The 24,603-nt window shown below is 68.6% G+C and carries 21 protein-coding genes; 10 read left to right on the top strand and 11 right to left on the bottom strand.

Going from position 1 to position 24,603, the window contains the following annotated elements; genetic code table 11:
* Nucleotides 1–21: 21 nt before the first annotated feature.
* The 3 genes from dcd to apbC form a co-directional block, all read right to left on the bottom strand.
* Nucleotides 22–588, bottom strand: a complete 567-nt coding sequence (dcd, locus tag FOB72_RS01390; protein WP_109580308.1) for a dCTP deaminase — start codon at nucleotides 586–588, stop codon at nucleotides 22–24.
* Nucleotides 589–727: 139 nt separating this feature from the next.
* Nucleotides 728–1,300: a superoxide dismutase family protein gene (locus FOB72_RS01385; protein ID WP_150370900.1), complete on the bottom strand. Its 573-nt coding sequence runs from the start codon at nucleotides 1,298–1,300 to the stop codon at nucleotides 728–730.
* A gap of 89 nt (nucleotides 1,301–1,389) precedes the next feature.
* On the bottom strand, nucleotides 1,390–2,478 hold the full coding sequence (apbC, locus tag FOB72_RS01380; RefSeq protein WP_150370899.1) for an iron-sulfur cluster carrier protein ApbC: 1,089 nt from the start codon (nucleotides 2,476–2,478) through the stop codon (nucleotides 1,390–1,392).
* Between the two features lie 280 nt (nucleotides 2,479–2,758).
* Between apbC and FOB72_RS01375 the strand changes: the two genes are divergently transcribed.
* Entirely contained in the window at nucleotides 2,759–3,394 is a 636-nt protein-coding gene (locus tag FOB72_RS01375) for an OmpA family protein (protein WP_150370898.1), read from the top strand.
* A gap of 219 nt (nucleotides 3,395–3,613) precedes the next feature.
* Nucleotides 3,614–5,674: a methionine--tRNA ligase gene (gene metG / locus FOB72_RS01370; protein ID WP_150370897.1), complete on the top strand. Its 2,061-nt coding sequence runs from the start codon at nucleotides 3,614–3,616 to the stop codon at nucleotides 5,672–5,674.
* 58 nt (nucleotides 5,675–5,732) lie between these two features.
* On the opposite strand, the gene bamE is transcribed toward metG, so the two are convergent.
* From bamE to FOB72_RS01355, 3 genes are all read right to left on the bottom strand, one after another.
* Nucleotides 5,733–6,281, bottom strand: coding sequence for an outer membrane protein assembly factor BamE (gene bamE, locus FOB72_RS01365; protein ID WP_150373695.1), 549 nt, complete (start codon nucleotides 6,279–6,281; stop codon nucleotides 5,733–5,735).
* 68 nt (nucleotides 6,282–6,349) lie between these two features.
* A complete protein-coding gene (locus FOB72_RS01360) occupies nucleotides 6,350–10,558 on the bottom strand; it encodes a translocation/assembly module TamB domain-containing protein (protein WP_150370896.1) in 4,209 nt (1,402 codons plus the stop codon).
* Complete coding sequence (locus FOB72_RS01355) at nucleotides 10,558–12,399, bottom strand: autotransporter assembly complex protein TamA (RefSeq protein WP_150370895.1); 1,842 nt, start codon at nucleotides 12,397–12,399, stop codon at nucleotides 10,558–10,560. Before FOB72_RS01355 ends, FOB72_RS01360 begins: the two co-directional genes overlap by 1 nt.
* Nucleotides 12,400–12,599: 200 nt before the next feature.
* Here FOB72_RS01355 and FOB72_RS01350 point away from each other — a divergent pair, with 200 nt between their 5' ends.
* From FOB72_RS01350 to panC, 3 genes are all read left to right on the top strand, one after another.
* Complete coding sequence (locus FOB72_RS01350) at nucleotides 12,600–12,791, top strand: DUF3460 family protein (RefSeq protein WP_150370894.1); 192 nt, start codon at nucleotides 12,600–12,602, stop codon at nucleotides 12,789–12,791.
* 1 nt (nucleotide 12,792) lies between these two features.
* On the top strand, nucleotides 12,793–13,674 hold the full coding sequence (locus FOB72_RS01345) for a segregation and condensation protein A (protein WP_150370893.1): 882 nt from the start codon (nucleotides 12,793–12,795) through the stop codon (nucleotides 13,672–13,674).
* Between the two features lie 146 nt (nucleotides 13,675–13,820).
* Nucleotides 13,821–14,660 carry a pantoate--beta-alanine ligase gene (gene panC / locus FOB72_RS01340; protein WP_150370892.1) on the top strand — a complete coding sequence of 280 codons (840 nt, stop codon included), beginning with the start codon at nucleotides 13,821–13,823 and terminating at the stop codon, nucleotides 14,658–14,660.
* A 3-nt stretch (nucleotides 14,661–14,663) separates the two neighbouring features.
* Here the strand turns inward: panC and FOB72_RS01335 are convergent, their stop codons facing one another.
* The gene (locus FOB72_RS01335) at nucleotides 14,664–15,869 is read right to left on the bottom strand and encodes a PepSY-associated TM helix domain-containing protein (protein WP_150370891.1); all 1,206 of its coding nucleotides are present in this window, start codon (nucleotides 15,867–15,869) and stop codon (nucleotides 14,664–14,666) included.
* A 134-nt stretch (nucleotides 15,870–16,003) separates the two neighbouring features.
* Between FOB72_RS01335 and FOB72_RS01330 the strand changes: the two genes are divergently transcribed.
* A complete protein-coding gene (locus tag FOB72_RS01330) occupies nucleotides 16,004–16,573 on the top strand; it encodes a GNAT family N-acetyltransferase (protein WP_150370890.1) in 570 nt (189 codons plus the stop codon).
* On the opposite strand, the gene FOB72_RS01325 is transcribed toward FOB72_RS01330, so the two are convergent.
* Both FOB72_RS01325 and FOB72_RS01320 read right to left on the bottom strand, forming a co-directional pair.
* On the bottom strand, nucleotides 16,570–17,238 hold the full coding sequence (locus FOB72_RS01325) for a ParA family protein (RefSeq protein WP_150370889.1): 669 nt from the start codon (nucleotides 17,236–17,238) through the stop codon (nucleotides 16,570–16,572). The two genes, FOB72_RS01330 and FOB72_RS01325, sit on opposite strands and share 4 nt — an antisense overlap.
* A 102-nt stretch (nucleotides 17,239–17,340) precedes the next feature.
* Nucleotides 17,341–18,819, bottom strand: coding sequence for a cobyric acid synthase (locus FOB72_RS01320; protein ID WP_150373694.1), 1,479 nt, complete (start codon nucleotides 18,817–18,819; stop codon nucleotides 17,341–17,343).
* Between the two features lie 162 nt (nucleotides 18,820–18,981).
* Here FOB72_RS01320 and cobU point away from each other — a divergent pair, with 162 nt between their 5' ends.
* The 4 genes from cobU to FOB72_RS01300 all read left to right on the top strand — a co-directional run bounded on the left by cobU (nucleotide 18,982) and on the right by FOB72_RS01300 (nucleotide 23,099).
* Nucleotides 18,982–19,674, top strand: a complete 693-nt coding sequence (gene cobU, locus FOB72_RS01315) for a bifunctional adenosylcobinamide kinase/adenosylcobinamide-phosphate guanylyltransferase (protein WP_150370888.1) — start codon at nucleotides 18,982–18,984, stop codon at nucleotides 19,672–19,674.
* Between the two features lie 6 nt (nucleotides 19,675–19,680).
* Entirely contained in the window at nucleotides 19,681–20,646 is a 966-nt protein-coding gene (locus FOB72_RS01310; RefSeq protein ID WP_150370887.1) for a CobD/CbiB family cobalamin biosynthesis protein, read from the top strand.
* Nucleotides 20,647–21,034: 388 nt separating this feature from the next.
* Entirely contained in the window at nucleotides 21,035–22,048 is a 1,014-nt protein-coding gene (cobD, locus tag FOB72_RS01305) for a threonine-phosphate decarboxylase CobD (RefSeq protein ID WP_150370886.1), read from the top strand.
* Nucleotides 22,049–22,181: 133 nt separating this feature from the next.
* Entirely contained in the window at nucleotides 22,182–23,099 is a 918-nt protein-coding gene (locus FOB72_RS01300; protein ID WP_411859819.1) for a cobalamin-binding protein, read from the top strand.
* Between the two features lie 20 nt (nucleotides 23,100–23,119).
* Here the strand turns inward: FOB72_RS01300 and cobC are convergent, their stop codons facing one another.
* Nucleotides 23,120–23,764: an alpha-ribazole phosphatase family protein gene (cobC, locus tag FOB72_RS01295; protein WP_150370885.1), complete on the bottom strand. Its 645-nt coding sequence runs from the start codon at nucleotides 23,762–23,764 to the stop codon at nucleotides 23,120–23,122.
* Complete coding sequence (locus tag FOB72_RS01290; RefSeq protein ID WP_150370884.1) at nucleotides 23,749–24,585, bottom strand: adenosylcobinamide-GDP ribazoletransferase; 837 nt, start codon at nucleotides 24,583–24,585, stop codon at nucleotides 23,749–23,751. The genes cobC and FOB72_RS01290 overlap by 16 nt, the downstream gene beginning before the upstream one ends.
* Nucleotides 24,586–24,603 lie beyond the last annotated feature (18 nt).

Raw genomic sequence — 24,603 nt, 5'->3', positions numbered from 1 at the left:
GGCGGGCCGCATTGTATGCGATCAGGTCTTCGGCAGTGTGACGCCGTGCTGACCCTGATACTTGCCACCGCGATCGCGGTACGAGGTCTCGCAGACCTCGTCGCTCTCGAAGAACAGTACCTGCGCGCAACCCTCGCCCGCGTAGATCTTGGCGGGCAGCGGCGTGGTGTTGGAGAACTCGAGCGTCACGTACCCTTCCCACTCGGGCTCGAACGGCGTCACGTTGACGATGATGCCGCAGCGGGCATACGTGCTCTTGCCCAGGCAGATCGTCAGCACGCTGCGCGGAATACGGAAGTATTCCATCGTGCGGGCCAGCGCGAACGAGTTCGGCGGGATGATGCAGACATCGCCCTTGAAGTCGACGAACGACTTCTCGTCGAAGTTTTTCGGATCGACGATGGTGCTGTTGATATTGGTGAAGATCTTGAATTCGTCGGCACAGCGAATGTCGTAGCCGTAGCTGGACGTGCCGTAGGACACGATCTTGCGGCCGTCCTGCTCGCGGACCTGCCCCGGCTCGAACGGCTCGATCATGCCTTGCTGCTCCGCCATGCGGCGGATCCACTTGTCGGACTTGATGCTCATAGGAAGTGAAAGAGGGCCGGCGGCCCCTGCCGCGCGATGAGGCGGGATTGTACAGGCATCTGCCAACAACGCCCTCGATCCGCCGACCCGCCGGCGCTCCAGCCCGCCAGCCGCTCCCCGCTACCCGATCGGTCCCCGATCAGATCGCCGCCACCACCCCGCAGGCGATACGGCCGCCCGAGTTGCCCGTCGGCTGCGTCCGGTAGTCGTCCGGATCCTTGTGCACGACCACCGCGCGGCCCACCACGCTGGCGGTGCCCGGCGCCACGGTCACGTCCTTCATCACGAACTGCACGCGCACGTTGCCGTTGGCGTCGGCGGTCAGGTTGTTCATGTCGCCAGCGTGATGGTCGCCCATCGCCATCTGGCCGTGCGGCTTTGCGGTCGGGTTGAAATGGCCGCCGGCGCTCATCGCGTCGGGGGCCGAGCAATCGCCCTTCTCGTGGACATGGAAGCCATGGACGGAGCCCGGCGCGAGGCCCGTGACGGACACCGTGACGAGCGTGCCGCCGGACTGCTGCTCGAACGTGACGCGGCCCCCGGTATTGGTGCCGCTCTTGGCGGCCAGCGGGGCTGCGGCCTTTGCGCTGCCGCCCGCCGGGGCCGCCGCGCTCGCCATGCTGCCCGAACCCGAGTCGCCGCCCATGCTGCCGCAGCCCGCGACGACCGCGGCTGCCGCGCCGATTGCCAAACCGAAAAGTACACGTTTCATGCCAAACCTCCTCACGGTGAAAGTGGCCGCGATTTTATCGCTGGCTTATGGGCGATATCGTGATAGATGCATCACAGCTCGCACGGATCTCAGGTGTTCTGCACGACGATGCTCGGGAACTTGTTGGTCATGTCGCGCGCCTTGTCCGCGACCTTGATTGCCACCTTGCGCGCCACCTCGCGGTAGATCGCCGCGATCGCGCCGTCCGGCTCGGCCACGACGGTCGGGCGGCCCGCGTCGGCCTGTTCGCGGATCGACAGGTTCAGCGGCAGGCTGCCCAGCATGTCCACGTGGTATTCCGCGCTCATGCGCGCGCCGCCGCCCTCGCCGAAGATATGCTCGACGTGGCCGCAGTTCGGGCAGCAGTAGACGGCCATGTTCTCGACCACGCCGAGAATCGGAATGCCGACCTTCTCGAACATCTTGAGGCCCTTCTTGGCGTCCAGCAGCGCGATGTCCTGCGGCGTGGTCACGATCACGGCCCCCGTGACCGGCACCTTCTGCGACAGCGTCAGCTGGATATCGCCGGTGCCCGGCGGCATATCGACGATCAGGTAGTCGAGGTCGTTCCAGTTGGTCTGGCGCAGCAGTTGCTCCAGCGCCGACGTCACCATCGGGCCGCGCCACACCATCGGATTGTCCTGCTCGATCAGGAAGCCGATCGAATTGGCCTGGATGCCGTGGCCCTCGAGCGGGCTCATGGTCTGGCCGTCGGTGGATTCCGGCCGGCCGCTGATGCCCAGCATCATCGGCAGGCTCGGCCCGTAGATGTCGGCGTCGAGCATGCCCACGCGGGCGCCCTCGGCGGCCAGCGCCAGCGCGAGGTTCACGGCCGTGGTCGATTTGCCCACGCCGCCCTTGCCGGACGCGACCGCGATCACGTTCTTCACGCCGGGCAGCAGCTTGACGCCGCGCTGCACCGCGTGCGCGACGATCTTCATGGTCACCGCCGCGCTCACGTTGCCCACGCCGGGCAGCTTGCGCAGCGCACCGATCACAAGCTGGCGGATCGGCTCGATCTGGCTCTTGCCAGGATAACCAAGCTCCACTTCCAGGGAGATGTCGGCACCGTCCACGCGGATATTTCGGGCCGAGCGCGACGAGACGAGGTCGCGGCCGGTGTTGGGATCGATGACGGAACGCAGGGCTTCGGTTACCTGCTCAGTGGTGAGGCTCAAGACGGTCTCCGCTTGTAGGGGGATGAATTAGTCGAGTATGAGGCGCGCGGTGCCCGCACAGGCGCCAGCTTAGCAGTGAGTGTGCGATTACAGACATTTACATCTCTCACAGTCTGACGCTTGTGCACGGCGCGGCATATGCCTATTGTAGTGCGCCTGTCACCGTCGCATTCCGTACGCGCGATACAGATGAACGCTGACAGCCGAACCTGCACAAACCCCGTTACCATGCGGTATGCAGTCGGTAAGACATTCAAGGGAAATCTCAGAAGGAGAAAGCATGCACGCGAAGTTCGCCATCGTTCCGCTGGTCGCCACGCTTCTGGTGGCCGGCTGCGCCACGGAACAGCAGACCCATACCGCGGTGGGCACCGGTGTGGGTGCCGCGGTCGGTGCCGGTCTCGGCAACCTGATTGGCGGCAATACCACCGGCACGCTGGTCGGCGCGGCCGTGGGCGGCGCCCTGGGCGGCGCGACGGGCTACAACTGGAACGCGATCCGGGGCAAGCTCAACAAGGATACGGCCGGTACCGGCACGCAGATCACCGAGCAGCCGGACGGCTCGCTCAAGGTGAACATTCCGAGCCAGGTGACGTTCGATACGGACAGCGCCTCGATCAAGCCGTCGTTCCGCAGCGTGCTGGATCAGGTGGCGCAGACGCTGGGCCAGCATCAGGACGTGTCGGCCAATGTCGTGGGCCATACGGACAGCACCGGCAACGCCCAGTACAACATGCAGCTTTCGCAGCGCCGGGCGCAGAGCGTGGCGTCCTACCTGGGTGACCGCGGCGTCGCGCGCAACCGCCTGACGGCCGAGGGCCGGGGCCAGACGCAGCCCGTGGCGGACAACGCCACCGAGGCCGGACGCGCCCAGAATCGCCGGGTCGAAATATTTTTGAAACCAATTCAGGGATAACGGAGTCATAGAGTTCAGGTGCCGCTTGCTACCGATTGCTGGCTCGCGATAGGTGGCTGACCTCCCGGGCGGTGCCTGATTTCTCCTCCTTTTCCGTTGTGGAAAGCTGCGCCGGTATCGACCGGCGCTTTTTTTTTTGCCCGGCGCTCAAATCCGCCAGCGTCGGCGCTTCCGCTAAAATAGCCGTTTCCCCTCTCTGCATCACCCATCGGCTCCCCTATGACCGCCCGTCGCATCCTCGTCACGTCAGCCCTCCCCTACGCCAACGGCCAGATCCATATCGGCCACCTGGTGGAGTACATCCAGACCGACATCTGGGTCCGCTTCCAGCGCATGATGGGCAACGAGGTCTACTACGTCGGCGCCGACGACACGCACGGCACGCCGGTCATGCTGCGGGCGGAGAAGGAAGGCATCACCCCGAAGCAGCTGATCGACCGCGTCTGGGCCGAGCACAAGCGCGATTTCGACAGCTTCCTGGTGTCCTTCGACAATTACTACAGCACCGACTCGGAAGAGAACCGCGTGCTGAGCGAGAAGATCTACCTCGCGCTGAAGGCCGAGAACCTGATCGACGCGCGCGACGTCGAGCAGTTCTACGATCCGGTCAAGGAAATGTTCCTGCCGGACCGCTTCATCAAGGGCGAATGCCCCAAGTGCCACGCGAAGGACCAGTACGGCGATTCGTGCGAGGTGTGCGGCACGACGTACGCGCCGACCGACCTGATCAACCCGTATTCGACCGTCTCGGGCGCCACGCCCGTGCGCAAGTCCTCGACGCACTACTTCTTCAAGCTGTCGGACCCGCGCTGCGAGACGTTCCTGCGCGAATGGGTCGCCGATCTCGCGCAGCCCGAGGCCACCAACAAGATGCAGGAGTGGCTCGGTGGCGACGGCGAGGCCTCGACGCTCTCCGACTGGGATATCTCGCGCGACGCCCCCTATTTCGGCTTCGAGATTCCGGGCGCGCCCGGCAAGTACTTCTACGTGTGGCTCGACGCGCCGATCGGCTACTACGCGAGCTTCAAGAACCTCTGCGAGCAGCGCGGCATCGACTTCGACGCCTGGGTAGGCCCCCATTCGACCGCCGAGCAGTACCACTTCATCGGCAAGGACATCCTGTACTTCCACACGCTGTTCTGGCCCGCGATGCTGCGCTTCTCGGGCCATCGCACGCCGACCAACGTGTTCGCGCACGGCTTCCTCACCGTCGATGGCGCCAAGATGAGCAAGTCGCGCGGCACGTTCATCACGGCCCAGAGCTATATCGACACGGGCATGAACCCCGAATGGCTGCGCTATTACTTCGCGGCCAAGCTCAACGCGAGCATGGAAGACCTCGACCTGAACCTCGACGACTTCATCGCGCGCGTGAACAGCGACCTCGTGGGCAAGTACGTCAATATCGCGAGCCGCGCGGCGGGTTTCCTCGTCAAGCGTTTCGACGGCAAGGTCGATGACGGCGCGCTCGCGCATCCGCTGCTGCTGCAGTTACGCGAAGCCGCGCCGCAGGTCGCGCAGCTCTATGAAGCGCGCGAATACAGCAAGGCGCTGCGCCTCGTGATGGAACTCACCGACACCGTGAACGCGTTCGTCGATACCGAGAAGCCCTGGGAACTCGCCAGGGACGAGGCGAAGCGCGCGGCCCTGCATGCGGCGTGCTCGGTGTGCCTCGAGGCGTTCCGCCTGCTGACCGTGTACCTGAAGCCCGTGCTGCCGGCCATGGCGGCCGGCGTCGAGCGCTTCCTCAACGTGGCGCCGCTCGACTGGCGCGCGATCGATACGCAACTGTCGTCGTCGCGCCCGGTGCAGCCGTACTCGCACCTGATGACGCGCGTCGATGGCAAGCAGGTGGAAGCGCTGCTGGCGGCTAACCGCGAGTCGCTGCAGGCCACGGCGCCGGCGGCCTCGGGCGCGCCTGCCATCGAGCCGATCGCCGAGACGATCACGATCGACGACTTCGCCAAGGTGGACCTGCGCGTGGCGAAGATCGTGGACTGCCAGAAGGTGGAGGGCTCGAACAAGCTGCTGCAGCTCACGCTGGATCTCGGCGAAGGCAAGACGCGCAACGTGTTCTCGGGGATCCAGTCGGCCTACTCGCCCGAGCAGCTCGTGGGCAAGCTGACCGTGATGGTCGCCAACCTCGCGCCGCGCAAGATGAAGTTCGGCGTGTCCGAGGGCATGGTCCTCGCGGCCAGCGCGGCCGACGAAAAGGCCAATCCGGGCCTGTGGATCCTGGAACCGCACGACGGCGCGGTCCCGGGCATGCGCATTCGCTAAGGGGTAAAACGGTTGGGGGCGCCGGCCCTCGATCGCCCTCGATCGCCCTCGATCGCCCTCAGCCGCCCTGCCGCCGCGACGGATCGTCGCTGCGAGACGTCGTCGTTACCGTCCCCTGCGGGTCGAAATGCACGTTGAAGAACGCCCGGTCGTTGGGCGTCTCGTACCAGCGGTAGCCCCAGACCTCTTCCTGCTTCAACGCGAACTTCTCGATCTTTGTCGGCTTGCCGAGCAGGCGGCGTATCGCGTCCTGTGTCATCCCGGGCCGCACCCGCGCGAAGTTCTCGGCCGTCAGGACCTGTTCGATCTTTCTTACGGTATTGTCCGGCCCGATCGTCACCATCCACGTGGTGGCCCCCTCGGGCCCGCGCGGATACTCGAGCCGGCGTCCGCCGTCCGATTCCTCCCATACGATCTCGGGCTTGCCCGCCTGCCGGCGGATATCGTCCTCGGTCGAGCGGCCGATCTCGATGCCCTTGAACAGCTGGCTGTCCGGCTTGACGCTGTTCCACACGCCACGCGCGGTATCGCCGGCCTTCTTCATCGCTTCATCGACCTTCTGCTGGTCGCATCCGACCAGCGCCAGCAAGGCAGCAATCATTCCCATGGCGGCAAGGCGTCGGGCAGACGCGTCAGGGTTTCGCATGTCGTCTCCAGAGGGGCGGCATCCACCGCTCAACGCTTGATGGCTTCGACCGGATCGCCGGCGGGCTCGCTGGCCGGCCGGCCGTCGGGCGACAGATCCGGATCGACATCGGTCGTCCGCCGGTTGGTGCTCCCCGCGAACAGACTACTCCAGTTGTTGAACCGGCGGTTGAACAGCACCGATAGCCCGTTGATCGACCCGCCCTTGGCAATCAGCGACCACCGCCGCGAGAACGCCCACGTCAGCTTGACGATATTGGACGCCGACGTCAGGCTCTGCTCGTAGCCGACCGAAATCTGCTCGGTCACGGCCTTGCCCACGCTGACCACCTGCTGGTCGTTCAGGCCCGCGGTACTCGGCCCGATCGAGAACTCGTCGATGCCGAAATGCTGGACGATGCCCTTGCCCGCGCGCGCGCCGATCATGCCGAGCGCCGCGCCCCCGAGCGCCCCGCCGCTCAGCTGCCGCTGCTGTCCCGCGCCCGCGCTCTCCGCGCCGTAGCCGAACATCAGCCACGAGAGCTTGTCTTCGTCGGGCACGTTGGGCTCGGACACCAGCCGCACGCGCGGCAACCGCACGGTGCCCGTCACCTCGACGCCCGCCTCCACCTCCTGATTGCGGCGCATCGCGCGGATATTGATGTTCGGATTGCCGATGGGCCCGTTGAAGTTCACGATGCCGCGTTCGATATTGAGCTTGCGGCCGAAGGCCTCGTACGTGCCATCGACCACGCGCACCGTTCCCGTCGCGCGCAGCGGCGTGAGCGGCGCGCTGGCAATGCCGAGCTGTCCCGCGAGCAGCAGGTCCGCGCCCGCGCCCCGGAAGCGGAAGTTGTTGCCGAGATCGATCGTGAGGTCGATCACCGGGCTGAACTGGCTCGTGGGCTTGTCCTCGGGCACCGGCGCACTGGCGGTCGGCAATTCGCGCTGGTCGCTGCGGCGGATCACCACCACATCGTCGCCGAGTTCCGGCGCCCCGGCCTTAGGCAGGTCGAACAGCCCGCGATCGACGCGGAACTTGCCGCGAATCGCCAGCTTGCGGTCCTCGTTGGCGATACCGGCCTCGCCCGACACGATGAGCGTGCGCTCGGGGCTCGCGAACAGCTGCAGCTTGTCCGCGACGATCTTGCCCGTGAGGTTCGGATCGGACTCGCCGAGCTTGATCGCGCCCGTCGCCGTCAGCGTGCCGTCGCCGCCGCGGAAACGCACCTGCCTGAGTTCCACGGTGTTCTGGTCGAGCACGACCTGCACGATGCCGTCGGTCAGGCGGATGCCGAGGTCGTAAAGCGTCACGCCGATGCCGCTGCCATCGACATTCCCCGTCAGCAGCGGCTTGCCCACGGTGCCAGCGAGCTTGATATTCGCGGCGAGCTTGCCTTCGAGCGCGTACTGCGGCCCCGTGAACGCCTCGAGCGACTTGAGCCTCGGGATATCGAACGCCACGGTGCCATCGAGCGTGGACGCGGGGCCGACGTTCTGCAGGCCCTGCTCGGTCACGAGGCCCGCCGACGCATCGACGACGATGCGTCCGATGCGCTCGGCCACGGTGCCGCCGCGCAGCGTGACGCGATTGCCGGCGATATCGGCGCGCAGCTGCGTCTCGCCGAGGCCGAGCGTGGTCCATCCCCGGCCCGCATTGATCGAGGCATCGCCCGACCGCCGGCGGATTTCCGCAAACCCCGAGGCCGTCTCGGCGAGCGTGAGGTTCCACTTGCCGTCGAGCACGAGGTCCGAGCGCACGGGCGGCGCCTCGCCGCTGAACAGTTCGACGAGTTCGAGCACATGCGCCACGCGCACGCCATCGAGCGACCCCGCGGTGCGGATGCGGCCGTGGTCCCAGTCGAGCCCGTCGATGGCCAGCGCGGCGTTATCGAACGCGAAGCGCGCCGCGCCGACCTTGATATGCTGGTCCGCCACCAGCAGCGTGGTGGGCGCGGTCAGGCGCAGATTGACCGCGCCGCGCTCCTCGAGCGTGCGGATCGTGCCATTCCAGCCCCCGCCGTTTCGATCGCTGCCCTGCCATGCACCCTGCCCCGCCACGTTCAGCTGCACCTGCCGGCGCCGCACGGTGCCGGCTGCCTTCGCCTCGAACGTGTGATTGGCCTGCGTGCCCGCAAGGTTCGCGTCGAGCGTGCGGATGACCGCGTCGGGCCCCTGATAGTCGCGCGCGGTCAGCTGCGCGGACAGCGTGCCGTCGAGGCCGCCGCGCAGTTCGGCGTGGCCGCTGGCACTCGCGAGCTTGTGGGGGCCAAACACGAGACCCTGCGCGCTGTAATCGCCGACGATCTCGGGCCGCCGCATCGTCCCCGTGATGTCGGCATCGACCTTCGCGCGGCCGGCCACGCCGAACTTGAGGCGGTCCAGCTGCGGCGCGTCGATCGCGACCCTGAGGCGGTCGCCGCGCGCGCCGAAGCTCCCGCGCAGGTCCACCTGGTTGCCGGCCATGCTCAGCGACGCCTCGCTCGGCAGCAGCCGTTCGCCTTCGAGCCGGATCTTGCCGTTGCCCGTCATCGGCAGCCCCGCATACTCGCTTTCGCGCAGCGCGAAATCCACGGCCACGCGCAGCGCGTCCTTGTTCGCCCCCGCGGCCAGCGAGCCCGTGGTGGAGAAGTCCGCGTTGATGCGGCCCGGCGCCACCTTGGCAACGCGCGCGGGATCGAAGTTCGCGAGCTTGCCCTTGAACTGGAAGGCCTGCTCCTCCTTGAGCGCGAGCTTGCCGTCGGCGGTCAGCGTGCCCGCGCCGATGCCCGCGCGCAGGGACGTCAGCGTGACCGCATCCTCATCGACGCGCGCATCGGCAAACAGCTTGAGCTCGCCGCCCGCGAGATCGAGGGCCACGCTCTGGCGGCCCGGCTCGAGCCGCAGGATCACCGGGCCCGCGAGCCGCGTGGGCACGAGCGCGGTATGCAGCGCGGCCACGTCGAGCCGGCGCACGTCGAGGTCGAAGCCGCCGCGGCCGTCGCGCAGCATGCCCTGCCCCAGAATCTCGCCCTTGCCCGACAGCGCGATGCGCAGGTCCCGCACGCTCTGCGCGGCCTCGCTGACCTCCACGCGCGCGTGCACGGATTCCACGGGCAGCCGTTCCTTGTCGATCGGACCGGGCTCGAGATTGCGCACCGTGATCTCGCCCGCCACGGCCAGCGGCGGCGTGCCGGGCGCGGGGGTCGCCGGTGTCGGCACCGGCGCGGAGGCCGACGCCGCCGAAGCCTCCGCCACGGCACTCGCCGCGGTCTGGCCCGGCTGCGGCCGTGCGATCACGGGCGGCGGCGCCACCGCCTCCACGGGGCGCAGCTCCGCGTGCACGGTCAGGTTGGCCTGCGGCGCGCCGGGGCTGAACAGGCGCGGATTGATGCGCTCGCCATCGACGAGCAGATGCGTGAACGGTACCGCGCCGAACGGCGTGAGGTCGGCCGTGGCGCGGCCGCGAATCCGGTCGCCGGTCGCCTCCACCTGCGCGCGCAGCGCGTCGAGCGAGCCGGACACGTTGGCGGACAGCGCGAACGTTTCCTTCTGCCACTGCCCTTCGAGCAGCGCTTCCGCCGTGAGCGGATACGGCTTTGGCCCGGCCAGTTGCGCATTGGCCTGCAGCGTGCCGTAGGGCGTGACGAGCCGATCGACGGTCAGCCGATGGTTCGTGCCATCGGAATGCAGCGCCGCGGCCAGCGCCTTGAAGACCAGCGGCGTGGCCGTCGGCGCATTGCCCTGGACCAGCGACAGCTGCGCGAGCGTCAGCGTGTCGATATCGATGGCCAGCGGCAGCGACAGCGAGTCCGGCATGCGCGCCGGTGCGCGGTCCGCCTGATCGGGCGCCGCCGGCGGCAGCTTCGCGTCGACATTGCCGATACGCAGGTCCTGCACATGCAGCCGTGCCGGCGACCATGCGAACGACCACGTGCCGTCGATGCGATCGATGGCCACGCGCGTGGCGGTATCGCCCTCGCCGCTCGCATACACCACGTTGCGCAGGCGGAGGCCCGTGGCCACGGTGCCGCCTTCGAACTCGCCCGCGAGCATGCCGGCGGAGAGCCGCGTGGCCACCGACCAGAGCTGCCGCGTGCCGCCCTCGGTGCGCAGCGCGAGCACGACGGCGCCGATCAGCAGGACCACCAGCAGCGCGATGACCGCGCCGATCCACGCGAACACGCGCAAGATGCGCGATGCCCGTCGGCGCGGCTGGCGCGCGGGGCGCGGCGCGTCGTCGTCCGGGCGCGGCATGGGGGGCATGTCCGGTCTGTTCATCAGAACGCCACCCCCAGCGAGATATGCGGCCGGAACTGGTTCTGCTGGATGCCGTAGCCGAGGTCGAGCTGCAGCGGCCCCACGGGACTTCGCCAGCGCGCGCCGACACCCACGCCGTTGTACAGCGTGATGCCCTGGATCGAGTTGGTCGCGGTGCCCACATCCCAGAATACCGCCACGCCCCAGTCCGGCTTGAACCAGTACTGATACTCGAGGCTGCCGGTGCCGAGGTAGCGCGCGGGCAGCACGCTCGCGCCGTCCGGCGTGCCGATCGACTGGTAGCTGTAGCCGCGGATCGAGTCGGTGCCGCCCGCGCGGAACCGCAGCGAGGCCGGGATCTTGGCCGGATCGGACGAGGTCAGGTCCGCGCCGAGTTCAAGCCGCGCGATGAAAAGATCGCGCGTGCCCACGGGCACGTACTGGCGAATGCGTCCATAGAGCCGCAGAAACGTCGCATCGGACAGGATGTTCTTGGTCGCCACGCCGACCTGCGTATTGATGACGTTGCCGCGGCGCGGGAACACGGGGTTGTCCACATCGCGGCGCGTCCATGCGAAGGCGGGCACCAGCGCCTTCGAGATCTGCGCGTCCTGCCCGTACGGGACGAGGTTGTCGTAGTAGAAATCGAGCGAGAACGTGGTGTCGTATTTCTCGCGCGAGCGCGAACGCTTGAGGCCCGTGCGCCAGCTCGTCAGGTCCGTGCTCTCGATGTCGATCGTGCGCTCGTAGCTCCCGTACAGGCTGTTGCGGTAGGTATGCGAGTCCGGCGGCATCGCCGTCTCGAGGAACGCATACTGGCGCTTCTGCTCGATCCGCGCCTGCGAGTCGAACACCCACGCGCGGTTGAACAGGTTGTAGTACGAATAGCGGCCTTCCACCTGCGCACCCGTGTCGGTCGTGAAGCCGACACCGGACGTGAGCCGGTGTACCGGATACTCCCGCACGCGCACGCTCACGGGCGCGATCACGGTATCGCTCGCGGCCGCGTCCGGACCCGGTTCCTCGAGGTCTACCTGCGCGTTCGAAAAGTACGGCTGGTTCTGGATCGCGCGCTGCAGTTCGAGCAGCCGCTCCACGCGATAGGGCTCGCCGACCGACAGCGGGTTCACGTTGCGGATGATCTGCTCGGGATAGCGGCGCGTGCCCGAGATCTTGACCGGGCCGAGGATATAGGCCGGCCCGCTGTCGTACTTCGCGGTGAGGTCTGCCGCATGCTCGTCCGCCTCCACGCGCGCGCGCGACGACGCGAGCTTCGCGCCGTAGTAGCTCTTGCTCTGCAGCGTGAGCAGCGCGTTGTCCTTGGCCTTGTCCCAGTCTTCCTGCCGGAACGGGTCGCCGACGGGCAGGCCCCATTTGGCCCGCATCTCGGCCACCTGCTCGGGCGACTGCGTGGCCGCGGGGCCGGAAACCGACACATCGACGCTGCGGATCAGCGTGCGCGCGCCGGCATCGACGGTCAGGTGGACCACGCGACCGTCGCCCTCGCCTTCCACGCGCGCGGTCGTGGTCGGATCGAACCAGCCTTCCGTGGATGCGAACTGGCGCACCTGGTCGCCCACGGTTTCCACCATGTACTTGAACTGGTCGTCGGACAGGTCCGTGCGGCTGGCGTACCGCGCGAGGTCCAGATGCTCCTTGAGCATGTCCTCGAGCGGCTTCGGGGCGTCCACCACGACCTTGTAGGTCGCGGCGGCCGGCGCCGCGTACAACACGCACGCCAATGACAACGCGCACGCCAACGCACACGACGGCGCGCACGCGAACCGGAACACGGGCGGGGGGCGCCGCGACAAGCGCAGAAGAAGGGTCGTGGCGGCGCGGCGGCCCCGGTCTCTCGTCATCCGTCAGTTCGAACCAGCGAAGTCGCTATTTGACCACACCCGGCGTCCCGCGACTGCGAGAAATCGGCCATGGAGGCGGCTTTCGGGGCGAAGGCGCGCGCGCGGACCCGATTCCGCGCAATTTCGTCAGCGATCGTCGCCGATACGGTAAAATCCAGCCCCACCCACACCAACTCGCCCCGTCGGGCACAGGTTTCATCATGGCCATGTACGAATCGGACATCACCCAGTTCCTCAAGACCCTCAAGCAGGAGCGCCCGGCGCTCGAGTCGGAACAGCGTGAAGGCCGCTCCCTGCTGTGGGACAAGGCGCCGATCGACCTCGACGAGCGCGAGCGCGCCGCCGACTCGCGCGTGGCGCAGAAGCCGTACGTCTACTCGCTCGACAACTGAGTTGTCTCAGGAAAAGCTGACCCTGCCGGTGGAGCTGCCCAGCGTGGCTCCCGGTTCCGGCGGCACGTCGGGCCCGGCCGAGATGGTCGATGGGCTCGCGTTCGCGCGCCTCTATGGCGAGCCGCTGTTCAAGCTGCCGCAGGACCTCTACATCCCGCCCGATGCGCTCGAGATCTTTCTCGAGGCATTCGAAGGTCCGCTCGACCTGTTGCTGTACCTGATCCGCAAGCAGAACTTCAACGTCCTGGACATCCCGATGTCCCAGGTGACGCGGCAGTATCTTCTGTACGTCGACGAGATCCGCAAGACCAACCTCGAACTCGCCGCCGAGTATCTGCTCATGGCCGCGATGCTCATCGAGATCAAGTCGCGCATGCTGCTGCCGGTCAAGAAGGCCGACAGCGACGAGGAAGCCGAGGATCCGCGCGCGGAACTCGTGCGCCGCCTGCTGGAATACGAGCAGATGAAGCTCGCCGCGCAGCGCCTCGACCACGTGCCGCAGCTCGGCCGCGACTTCCTGCGCACGCAGGTCTTCATCGAGCAGAGCCTGGCGCCTCGCTTCCCCGAGGTCGAGACGATCGACCTGCAGTCGGCCTGGGCCGACGTGCTCAAGCGCGCCAAGCTGAACCAGCACCACAAGATCTCGCGCGAGGAACTGTCCGTGCGCGAGCATATGAGCCAGATCCTGCGCCGGCTCCAGCATGCGCGCTTCATGGAATTCACGGAGCTGTTCGACGAAGCGATCCGCTCCGGCAAGGGCGTGCCCGTGGTCGTCGTGAACTTCATCGCCATGCTCGAACTGTCGCGCGAGTCGCTGGTCGAGATCACGCAGGCCGAGCCGTTCGCGCCAATTTATGTGCGATTGGCGTACACGCCGACCTGAAATCGCGCTGCCCCAGGCCGCATTCGCGACCATCCGATGTCCGGCGGCGCCCCGCATGTTCTACAATCCGCCGACAGCCGCCTGGCAATGCACCGGGCCGGCGCGCCCGCTCTCCCGGGCTTCCATCACGACAGCACACGATATTCATGAAAGTCATTTCCTCCGTTCAAGAGCTGCGGGACCAGTTGCGCGGGCAGAATCGCGTGGCGTTCGTGCCGACCATGGGCAACCTCCATGAGGGCCACCTGTCGCTGATGCGGCTGGCGCGCCAGCATGGCGATCCGGTCGTGGCATCGATCTTCGTGAACCGCCTGCAGTTCGGCCCGAACGAGGACTTCGACAAATATCCGCGCACGCTGCAGGACGATATCGAGAAGTTGCAGAAGGAAGGTGTGTACGTGCTGTTTGCACCGACCGAATCCGACATGTATCCCGTGCCGCAGGAATATCGCGTGGAGCCGCCGCACGACCTCGGCGACATCCTCGAAGGCGAGTTCCGCCCCGGTTTCTTCAAGGGCGTCTGCACCGTGGTGATGAAGCTGTTCTCGTGCGCGCAGCCGCGCGTGGCCGTGTTCGGCAAGAAGGACTACCAGCAGCTGATGATCGTGCGCCGCATGGTGCAGCAGTTCGCGCTGCCGATCGATATCGTGCCCGCGGAAACCGTGCGCGCCGACGACGGCCTCGCGCTGTCCTCGCGCAATCGCTACCTGAGCGCCGATGAGCGCACCGAGGCTCCGGTGCTCTATCGCACGCTGCACGAGGTGCGGGACACGGTGCTGGGCGGCAATGTCACGCTGACCGAGGTGGAAGCGGATGCGGTCAGGCGCCTTGCCGACCGTGGCTGGAAGCCCGACTACGTGTCCATCCGCAAGCGCAACAACCTCCAGGCGCCGACGCAGGAAGAATTCCTCGCGGGCGAACCGCTCGTGGTGCTCACCGCGGCAAGGCTCGGCCCGACGCGGCTGATCGACAACCTCGAGATCTGACGGTCAGGCGCGGGTCAGTTTCGTCCGCGTCCGCGCCCGCTCCTGCTCGCGCTGCAAGTGCCGTCGATGGCCCGAGCGGCGCTTCCACCAGATCAGGATTCCCGTCAGCGCGAACGCCAGCGGCGTCAGGCCGTATAGCGTCATGAACACGCGCCCCGGAATCCCGAACGCCTCGCCCGTGTGCAACGGGAACAGCCAGTTGATGAACGTATCGCCGGACGCGGCCTGCTTCGGATCGCGCGCGGCGATGCGCTGCCCCGTATGGGCGTCGAGCCAGAGGCGCGTGGCGCCCGAATCCTCGCGGATCTCGCCGGGCTGGCGCAGACGGATCTCGTAGGCGTCGCCGGCCTTGCGGGGCAGGCTCACGCGCGTGACCAGGGCATCCGGAAACTCGCGCTGCGCGGCCGCCACGGCCAGCGCCGGCGACAGCGTCTCGGCCCCGGGCGCGGCCGGGGCCGACTGGTGCTTCACGGGCGGCGACACGGTCATCACGCTCGAGATCAGCGGCGTGACCCACTTCGGCAGGTTCAGATACCAGCCCGAGAACGCGCTGACCAGCATCACCGGCGCAATGAACAGCCCGCCGGCGCGGTGCAGCGAGAAATTGAAGCGCGACCACGAGCCGCCGTGGGTGATGCGGACCGACTGCAGCCACGAGCGCTTGTTCATCTTGGGCCACCACAGCGCCAGACCGACGATCACCGAGATCAGGATCACCATGCCGGTCATGCCAATAATGGTCTTGCCGGTGTCGCCCGTCAGCAGATAGCGGTGCAGGTGGAACAGCGTCGGCAGCAGCTGCGCGCGCGACAGCCCCGGCACGCCCCATAACCGTTCGCCCTTCACCTCGAGCGTGATCGGGTCGATCATGACCTGGCGCGACCGGCCCGGGCTGGCTGCCGGCCCCTTGATCGGATAGGCGGCGATGAACACGCCATCCTCGTGCATCGGCAGCATCAGCGTATTGGGACGCCCGTAATGCGGATCGGCGGACAGTTTTCGATAGATTGCATCAATCGATGGGCCGCCCACGGGGATGCGTGCGGGCGCGGAAGACACCAGCAGCTCCGGATTGAGCGCGGCATCGAGCTCGTCGCGCCAGGCGATGGCGGTGCCCGTCAGGCCCAGCAGGACGAACAGCAGCCCGAACGACAGGCCGATATACAGGTGAACCTTGATGAGAACTGTGCGCAGGCGACCGGAAACCATGGGGGCGAAGGCGATGGGCGGAACGTGGTAAGCGTAGGATGCCGGGTAGCGGCCATTCAGAATGCAAATGCGAAGGATTCGCGATTCTAGCAGTACCGTATGATGCGCGCGGCGCCGATTGACTTACGCATACCATGTCCACGTCACACCGAATCACCCTCGACCCCGCCCTGCCCGCGGATGCCGACCTGCTGGCCCGCCTCCACAGCGACAGCTGGCGCCACGCCTATGCAGGCCTGATCCCGGCCACCTATCTGGAATCCCACGCGCCCGCCGAGCGGCTGGCCACCTGGCGCGCGCGCATGCTCGAAGGCGCGGAGGCGCCGATCGAAGTCACGATCCTGCGCGTCGATGGCGAGCCAGCGGGGTTCTGCTGCCTGATGCCGCTGGCCGAGCCCGGCTACGGTATCTACCTCGACAACCTCCACGTCATGCCCGCTTATCATGGCGGCGGCTACGGCAAGCTGCTGATGGCCCATTGCGTGCGCCGCGTCGTCGAGCAATGGCCGGGCAAGCCGCTGTTCCTGTACGTGCTCGACGGCAATACGCAGGCCCGGAAGTTCTATCGCGCGCTGGGCGGCGAGGAAGCGCCCGTGTTCGAGGACCCGTTCCCCGGCACCGACCACATGATGCCGGTGCGGCGCGTGACATGGCAGGAACCCGAGGCGCTGCTGGCGCGGCTGACGGCGGGGAAGCGCGGTTAAGCCGCGGGCGCGGGCACGGCGTCCGCCGGCGCGGGGACCTTTCCGGTCGCCAGCCACTGCACGACGGGCTGCCACTGCTCGCGGTCGCGCGCCACGCGCGAGGGGGCGACGTCCCAGAGCGTGAGCCCGTGCGCGGCCAGCTGGACGTAGTTCTGCGTATCGCGCAGATACCCGAGCACCGGCAGGCCCACCCCTTCGACGAACCGCTGCAGTTGCTCCGCCGCGCGCGTGCGGATATCCACGCGCATGCCGATGACGCCGACGCTCGCCTCGCCATGCCGCACACGCCGGTCGTCGGCCAGTCTGGCGAGGAAGTCCTGCGTGGCGAGGATATCGAACATCGACGGCTGCAGCGGCACCACGACGCGGTGCGCGAGTTTCATGATGTCGTTGAAGCGCCAGCCATGGAGGCCGGCCGGGGTGTCGAGCACCACATGGGTGGTGCCCTTCGGCGGACGCGCGATATGGTCGGCGTCGATGTCCCAGCTGCGGATGGGCGGGGCCGAGGCTGGCCGAAACCCGAGCCATGCGCGCGACGATTGCTGGCGGTCGGTATCGCCGAGCATCACCGCATGCCCCTGGCTCGCGAAGTAACCGGCGAGATTCGTCGCCAGCGTGGTCTTGCCCACACCGCCCTTGGGATTGGCGATCACGACTACCGGCATGAATGTCCTCCATCGTCCGAGAGTGCTGCCATGCATGCGGCCTGTGCGGGCCACGCGCTAGTGTAGCGGGATCGCCGCGGCTTTCGTGCCCCTTCCGTACCCTTATCGTGGGCTGGCCGACACATTGGCCAGGGGCGCGAGCATCGCGCGCAGGTCCAGATGCGTGGCCATGCTGTCCGCGAGCCGGTCGATCGACGCCTCGCGCAGCGCGTCGAGGTCCACGCCCTGCGCGCCGCCCAGTCCGGCCCAGCGCAGCAGCGCGCCGCACGCGGCGGGGTCGTCGAACAGCCCATGCACATACGTGGCCAACACCTGATCGTCGTCGGACACCGCGCCATCGGGCCGGCGGCCCGCATCGGCCAGCCACAGCGCGGGGCGCGCGAGCGCCGGTCCCTCGGTCACCCCAAGGTGGATCTCATAGCCCCTGACCGGCGCGCTGCCGTTCTCCAGAGAAAGGTGGCCGCTCACTTGCCGCAGTTGCTTCTCGGGCGCGAGCGTGGTGTCGAAATCGAGCAGCCCGAGGCCATCGCTCGTGCCGGCCGGCCCTTCGCGCCCATCGGGGTCGTGCACGCGCCGGCCCAGCATCTGCATGCCGCCGCAGATGCCGATGAGCTTGCCGCCGTAGCGCAGATGGCGCGCGAGCGCCTGCGTCCAGCCGTTCGCGCGCAGGAACGCGAGGTCCGCGCGCACGCTCTTGCTGCCGGGCAGGATCACGAGGTCCGCGGGCGGAATGGGCATGCCCGGGCCGATAAATCGCAGATCCACGCCTGGATGCGCACGCAACGCGTCGAAGTCCGTATGGTTGGAGATGCGCGGCAGCACGGGCACGATCACGCGCAGCAGCGTCTCGGGCGCGCCGTGCTTGGCGCCCTGCGTGGCCACCACCGCGTCCTCGGCGTCGAGGTGCAGGCCGTGCAGGTACGGCAGCACGCCGAACACGGGCTTGCCGGTGCGTTCGGTCAGCCAGTCCAGGCCCGGCTGCAGCAGCGCGATATCGCCGCGGAACCGGTTGATGATGAACCCGGTGACGCGCGCGCGTTCGCTCTCGGACAGGCAGTCCAGCGTGCCCAGCAGATGCGCGAACACGCCGCCGCGATCGATATCGGCCACGAGGACCACGGGGCAATCGACGCGCTCGGCAAACCCCATGTTGGCGATGTCGCGCGCGCGCAGGTTGATCTCCGCGGGACTGCCCGCGCCTTCGACCATCACCACGCCATAGGCTGCGCGCAGGCGCGCATGGCTCTCCAGCACGGCCGCCATGGCCGTGGGCTTGTAGGCGTGATAGGCGCGCGCATCGAGGTCCATGCGCGCGCGGCCATGGATGATGACCTGCGCGCCGATATCGCTGCTCGGCTTCAGCAGCACGGGGTTCATGTCCGTATGCGGGGCGATGCGCGCGGCCTGCGCCTGCAATGCCTGCGCCCGCCCGATCTCGCCGCCATCGACGGTCACGGCGCTGTTGAGCGCCATGTTCTGCGGCTTGAACGGCGCGACCGCGACGCCGGCGCGCGCGAGCACGCGGCAGAGCCCTGCGACGACCGTGCTTTTACCGGCGTCGGAGGTCGTGCCCTGGATCATCAGGGTGCCATGCAAGTCACCTGCGGGATAGGGGAGGACGGGAATGGGGCTGTGGGCGGTCATGGGCCGATTATCGCAGGGCGGAAGGCCGGGAGCCCCATCGCCGTGCGTCTGCAATATCCATGCATGCGAGTGCGCGATGCGACCGCTACAATACGCCGGATGGACACCAAGGCCCTCGGCATCTCCTCCACCGTCACGCCCGACGCCCCCGCCACCGCCGCGGCGAGCGAGCCCGTCGTCGCCACCGCGCCGCTGGAGGCCGCAAGCGGCAGCGCGCCGCGCGAGCTCACGCTCGTGATCGGCGGCGCGCGCTCGGGCAAGAGCCACTTCGCGGAGCAGCTCGCGACCGATCATGCGACGGTCACCGGCGGGCCCGTGACGTATATCGCCACCGCGCGGCACGATGCCGATCCGCCCGACGAGGAAATGGAACTGCGCATCGCGCTCCATCGCGCGCGGCGTCCCGCCGACTGGGCGCTCGTCGAGGAGCCGGTGCGCCTCGCCGACGCCATCTATGCCAATGCGCGCCACGGCGGCTGCATCCTCGTGGACTGCGTCACGCTGTGGCTCAACAACCTGATCTTCGACGAGAACCGCTCGTACCCCGAGCACGGCGTGATTACGCCGCCGCCCGCGTTCACCGAGGAAATCGACGCGCTGCTCGCGGCGCTGCCCACCACGCCCGGGCACGTGATCCTCGTCACCAACGAGATCGGCTTCGGCGTCGTGCCGACCGGTGCGATCACGCGTTTCTACGTCGATGAGCTCGGCCGCCTGAACCAGAAGCTCGCCGCGGCGGCCGACCACGTGCGCCTGATCGTCGCGGGCCTCCCGGTGAACGTGAAAGGCTGACGTCGTATGGTCATGCTGTCCTGGGCGGCCACGGTGGCCGCCGCGCTGGCCGGCGTGCTGCTGGACCGCTTTTTTGGCGAGCTACGCCGCTGGCATCCGCTGGTCGGCTTCGGCAACATGGCGTCCGCCTGCGAGCGCCGTTTCAATCGCCCGTCCCGTACCAAATGGATCCAGCGCGCGATCGGTGTCTGCGCGTGGGCCGCGCTCGTGCTCGTTCCGGTGGCGCTTGCATGGGGCTTGCTGCGCGAGGTCGCCGTGTCCGCGCCATGGCTTGCGTGGGCACTGCATGCCGTGGCGTTGTACTTCGCGCTGGGCGCGCGCAGCCTCACCGAACATATCGCGCCGATCGCCGATGCGCTGGCGCGGAACGACCTGCCCGCGGCCCGCATGCTGACCGCGCGAATCGTGTCGCGCGATACGGCCGACGCGGATGCCGAAGCGCTGGCGCGCGCGGCCTGCGAGTCCGCGCTGGAGAACGGCAACGACGCGGTGTTCGGCGCGCTGTTCTGGTTCCTTGTCGGCGGGGCGCCGGCGGTCATCGCGTTCCGGCTTGCGAATACGCTCGATGCAATGTGGGGTTACCGCACGCCCCGGCTGTTGCATTTCGGCTGGGCCGCGGCGCGCATCGACGATGCGCTCAACCTGCTGCCCGCGCGGCTGACGGCGCTGTCTTATGCGCTGCTGGGCAAGACGCTGCCCGCGCTACGATGCTGGCGCACGCAGGCGCGCGCATGGCCGAGCCCGAACGCGGGGCCGGTCATGGCCGCCGGCGCGGGCGCGGTGGGTGTGGCGCTGGGGGGCGGCGCGCGGTACCACGGCGAATGGGAAGTCCGCCCGCCACTGGGCCATGGCGACGCGCCTGACGCGCGGCACGTGCGCGCGTGCCTGCAGCTCGTGCGGCGCACGCTGTGGCTATGGCTGGCACTGGCCGCGGCCACCGTGCCCGTCGCCCTGCTGGGAGCCCCCGCTTGAACGCACCGCCCGTCGCCCTGCCCGGAGGCGCCGCATGACCGCCTTGCCCCTTGCACGTCGACACATCGGCCGCCGAGCAGGGCAGCACGCCGCCCTCCCGCTCTCGCGCGGACGCGGCGACCGGACCGTCGCCCTGCTGGGAGCGCCCGCTTGAACGCACCTCCCACTCGCCCCGCACGGAGGCGCCGCATGACCGTCCTGCCCCTCGCCCTGCCCGGAGGCCCCGCATGACCGCCTTCCCCCTTGCACGTCGACACATCGGCCGCCGAGCAGGGCAGCACGCCGCCCTCCCGCTCTCGCGCGGACGCGGCGACCGGACCGTCGCCCTGCCGTCCGCGCGGCAAGCCTATATCCGCGCCGCCGCGCGCGCAGCCCACACGCCACCCGCATGAGCCACCCGCCCAACACCCCCATCCGCCATGGCGGCGATCTGCTCGCGGCCGCGCGGCGGTATGGCCGCAGCCCCGGCGACTGGCTCGACCTTTCCACGGGCATCAACCCCGACGGCTATCCCGTGCCCCCGCTGCCCGCCGACGCCTGGCAGCGCCTGCCGCAGGACGACGACGGCCTTGCCGAGGCCGCCGCGCTGGCGTACGGCACCGTCCGGGCGCTGCCCGTGGCCGGCTCGCAGGCCGCCATCCGCACCCTGCCCACGCTGCTCAGACCCGGCCGCGTCGGCATCGCCGCGCTCGGCTACAGCGAATACGCACCCGCCTTCGCGCGCGCGGGCCACACCGTCGTGCCGCTGAGCGAAGCCGACTTCGCGCGGACCGATCTGACACACCCGCTCGACCACCTCGTCGTCGTCAACCCCAACAACCCCACGGGCCGGCTCGTATCCGCCGCCACGCTCGCGGCGTGGCACGCCGAACTGGCATCACGCGGCGGCACGCTGATGCTCGACGAAGCGTTCATCGACTGCAATCCCACGCAATCGCTCGCCGCGAGCGCGCATCTGCCCGGCCTCGTCGTGCTGCGATCGCTCGGCAAGTTCTACGGACTGGCCGGCGTACGCTGCGGCTTCGTGCTCGCGGAACCCGCGGTGCTGGACCCCTTGCGAGAGGCCCTCGGCCACTGGACGGTCTCGGGCCCCGCCCGCGTCATCGCCCGGCACGCGCTGACCAACCGCGCGTGGCAGGCCAGCACGCGCCTGCGCCTCGCGCAACAAGGCGAACGGCTCGCGATGCTGCTGCGCTGCCACGGCTTCTCCGCGATCATGCAGCCGCTGTTCTGCTGGGTCCCCGATACCGACGCCCCCGCGCTGCACGACACCCTCGCGCAAGCGGGCATCTGGACGCGGCTGTTCGACGCGGCCGGCGATTGCCCCGCGAGCCTGCGCTTCGGCCTGCCCCCGGACCGCGAGGAGGCGTGGCAACGCCTCGACCATGCGCTGGGCAGCTGACACGCAGGCCCTTCGCGCAACCGCCCCATGCCCCACGCTCACCCTGCCGGCCGTGTCGCCACGCGTCCGCCCGATGATCGCCCGATGATCGCCCGATGACCGCCCGATGACCGCCACTCTGCGCTTTCGCACCATGAACCCTGCCCGCACCCCATTCGCCCTGTGGGCCCCCGCGCTGCTGTGCGCATGCATGACAGCCGCGCCCGCGCACGCCGCGGTCTCCGTCATCGACGATGCCGGCCAGACCGTCACGCTCGCCCAGCCCGCACGCCGCATCGTCTCGCTCGCCCCGCATGTCACCGAGCTGCTGTACGCGGCAGGCGGCGGCGACCGCATCGTCGGCACCGTGAGCTACAGCGACTACCCACCCGAAGCGAAAGACCTGCCGCGCGTCGGCGACAACAAGGCGCTGGACCTCGAACGGATCGCCGCGCTCAAGCCGGACCTGATCGTCGTCTGGCGGCACGGCAACGCGCAGAAGCAGACCGACCGGCTGCGCGCGCTGGGCATGCCGCTGTTCTTCAGCGAACCGCGCCGGCTCGATTCGATTCCCGAGAATCTGGAGAAGCTCGGCACGCTGATGGGCACGAGCACGGTGGCCAACCGCGCGGCCACGGACTTCCGTCAGCAGATCGATACGCTGCGCAAGACCTACGCGTCGCGCCCGCCCGTCACGGTGTTCTATCAGGTCTGGCAGCAGCCGCTGATGACGCTCAATGGCCAGCACCTGATCAGCGACATGCTCGCGCTCTGCGGCGGCCGCAATCTGTTCGCGAACGAGACGCCGCTCGTGCCCACCGTCTCGACCGAAGCCGTGGTCGCGGGCAACCCGGAAGCCATGCTCACCGCGGGCATGGGCGCGACGCGGCCCGACCGGCCGCTCGCGGACTTCACGATGTGGGAGAAATGGAAGCAGGTCACTGCCGTCGCGCGCAACAACCTGTTCATCATCGACGGCGACCTCGTCAATCGCGCGGGCCCGCGCGTGGTCAGGGGCGCCGAGGAAATCTGCAAGAATCTCGATATCGCGCGTTCGCGGCGGCCACGCTAGACCGCGTCAATCCAGTCGCATCAATCGACGGTACGGTTCCACCAGACCAGCTGCGCCTGCGGCGCCTGCAGCCGCAGGCAACAGGATGCGCCGAAGCCAAGCGACCATTGCAGCGTTTGCGCCAGCGGCACGCCCAGCCAGTGCGCGGCTAGCATGCGAATCGGCCCCGCGTGGGCCACGACCCACCAGCAAGCGTCGTCGGCGGTCTCGGCATCGCCAGCCCATTCGCTCACGCGCGCCATGACCTGCGCCGCGCTTTCGCCGCCATGCGGCCGCGCGCCCATCAGATCGGCCGCCCATGCATCGAGGTCCGCGCGCGCGATGGCGTCCCACGGCTGTCCTTCCCACGCGCCGAAGTCGAGCTCCTGCAGGCGCGGTTCGATCTGGCATGGCACCGGCCCCGTCAACGACCGCGCCTGCATCTGAGCCTGCATCTGAGCCTGCATCTGAGCCTGCATCTGCGCCAACAGCGCGGCCGTGTCCCTGGCACGCATGGCAGGGCTCGTGACGATGCGCGCGGGCGGATAGGCCAGCAACGGCCCCGCCATCTGCGCCGCCGTGGGCGAACACGGCGCGGCCAGCGGCAGATCGAGCCGCCCATAGCAAACCGATGACTGGCCGGCCGGCAGTGCCGGCCGCGCATGCCGGATCAGTACCAGGTCCATGCAGCCGCCACGAAGTACACGGCGAGCTCCGCAAGCTGCTGCGCAAAGCCGAGGCAATCGCCCGTATAGCCGCCGATGCGCCGCACGAAGTACGCCCCCAGCGCCAGCCGCAGCAACGTCAGCGCAAGCACGGCGACCAGCGCGAACGCCAGTCCCGCACCGACGCCCACGCCGTTACCGCCCGCCGCCACGGGAAGGGAATCGAACGACATCCACACCAGCGGCGCCGCGCCGCACAGCAGCGCGAACACCAGTCCCGCGCCGCGCAGCCGCTGCGCGACCGGACGCGCCTTGCCCTCGTCGCGCACGTAGTCATGCGTGGACAGGTAGGTGATGGCCATCGCGCGGCTGGCGCCATGCGCCGCCACGATCGTCGCGACGAGCACGGCCAGTCCGCCCGTGGTGCCGATCTGCAGCAGCAACTGCCACTTGAGCAGCAGCGCGATGACCACCGCGATCGCACCGAACGCGCCCACGCGCGAATCGTGCATGATGCGCAGCACGTCCTCGCGCGTGTAGCCGCCGCCGAACGCATCGACGCAATCGGCAAGCCCATCCTCGTGAAACGCGCCCGTCAGCAGCAACGTCGCCGCCATGCCGACCAGCACCGCCACCGAAGGCGACCACAGATGCGCGGCGGCCCACGTCGCCACCGCGCCGGCAAGGCCGACCAGCAGGCCCACGAGCGGAAAGTAGCGCGCGGCCGCATTGAGGTGCTCCGGCGTGAAGCCCACCCAGCGCGCCAGCGCGGCCGGCAGCGGCACGCGCGTGAAGTAGCCGAGCGCCGTCAGGAAGAAGCGGAGTTCGTCGGCCACGCGCATGGGTGTCCTCCGTGGTCG

The organism is Cupriavidus pauculus (genome assembly GCF_008693385.1).
GTDB lineage: Bacteria > Pseudomonadota > Gammaproteobacteria > Burkholderiales > Burkholderiaceae > Cupriavidus > Cupriavidus pauculus_D.
The sequence above is the reverse complement of the archived record's forward strand: the minus strand, read 5'-3'. Positions and strand labels throughout refer to the sequence as shown.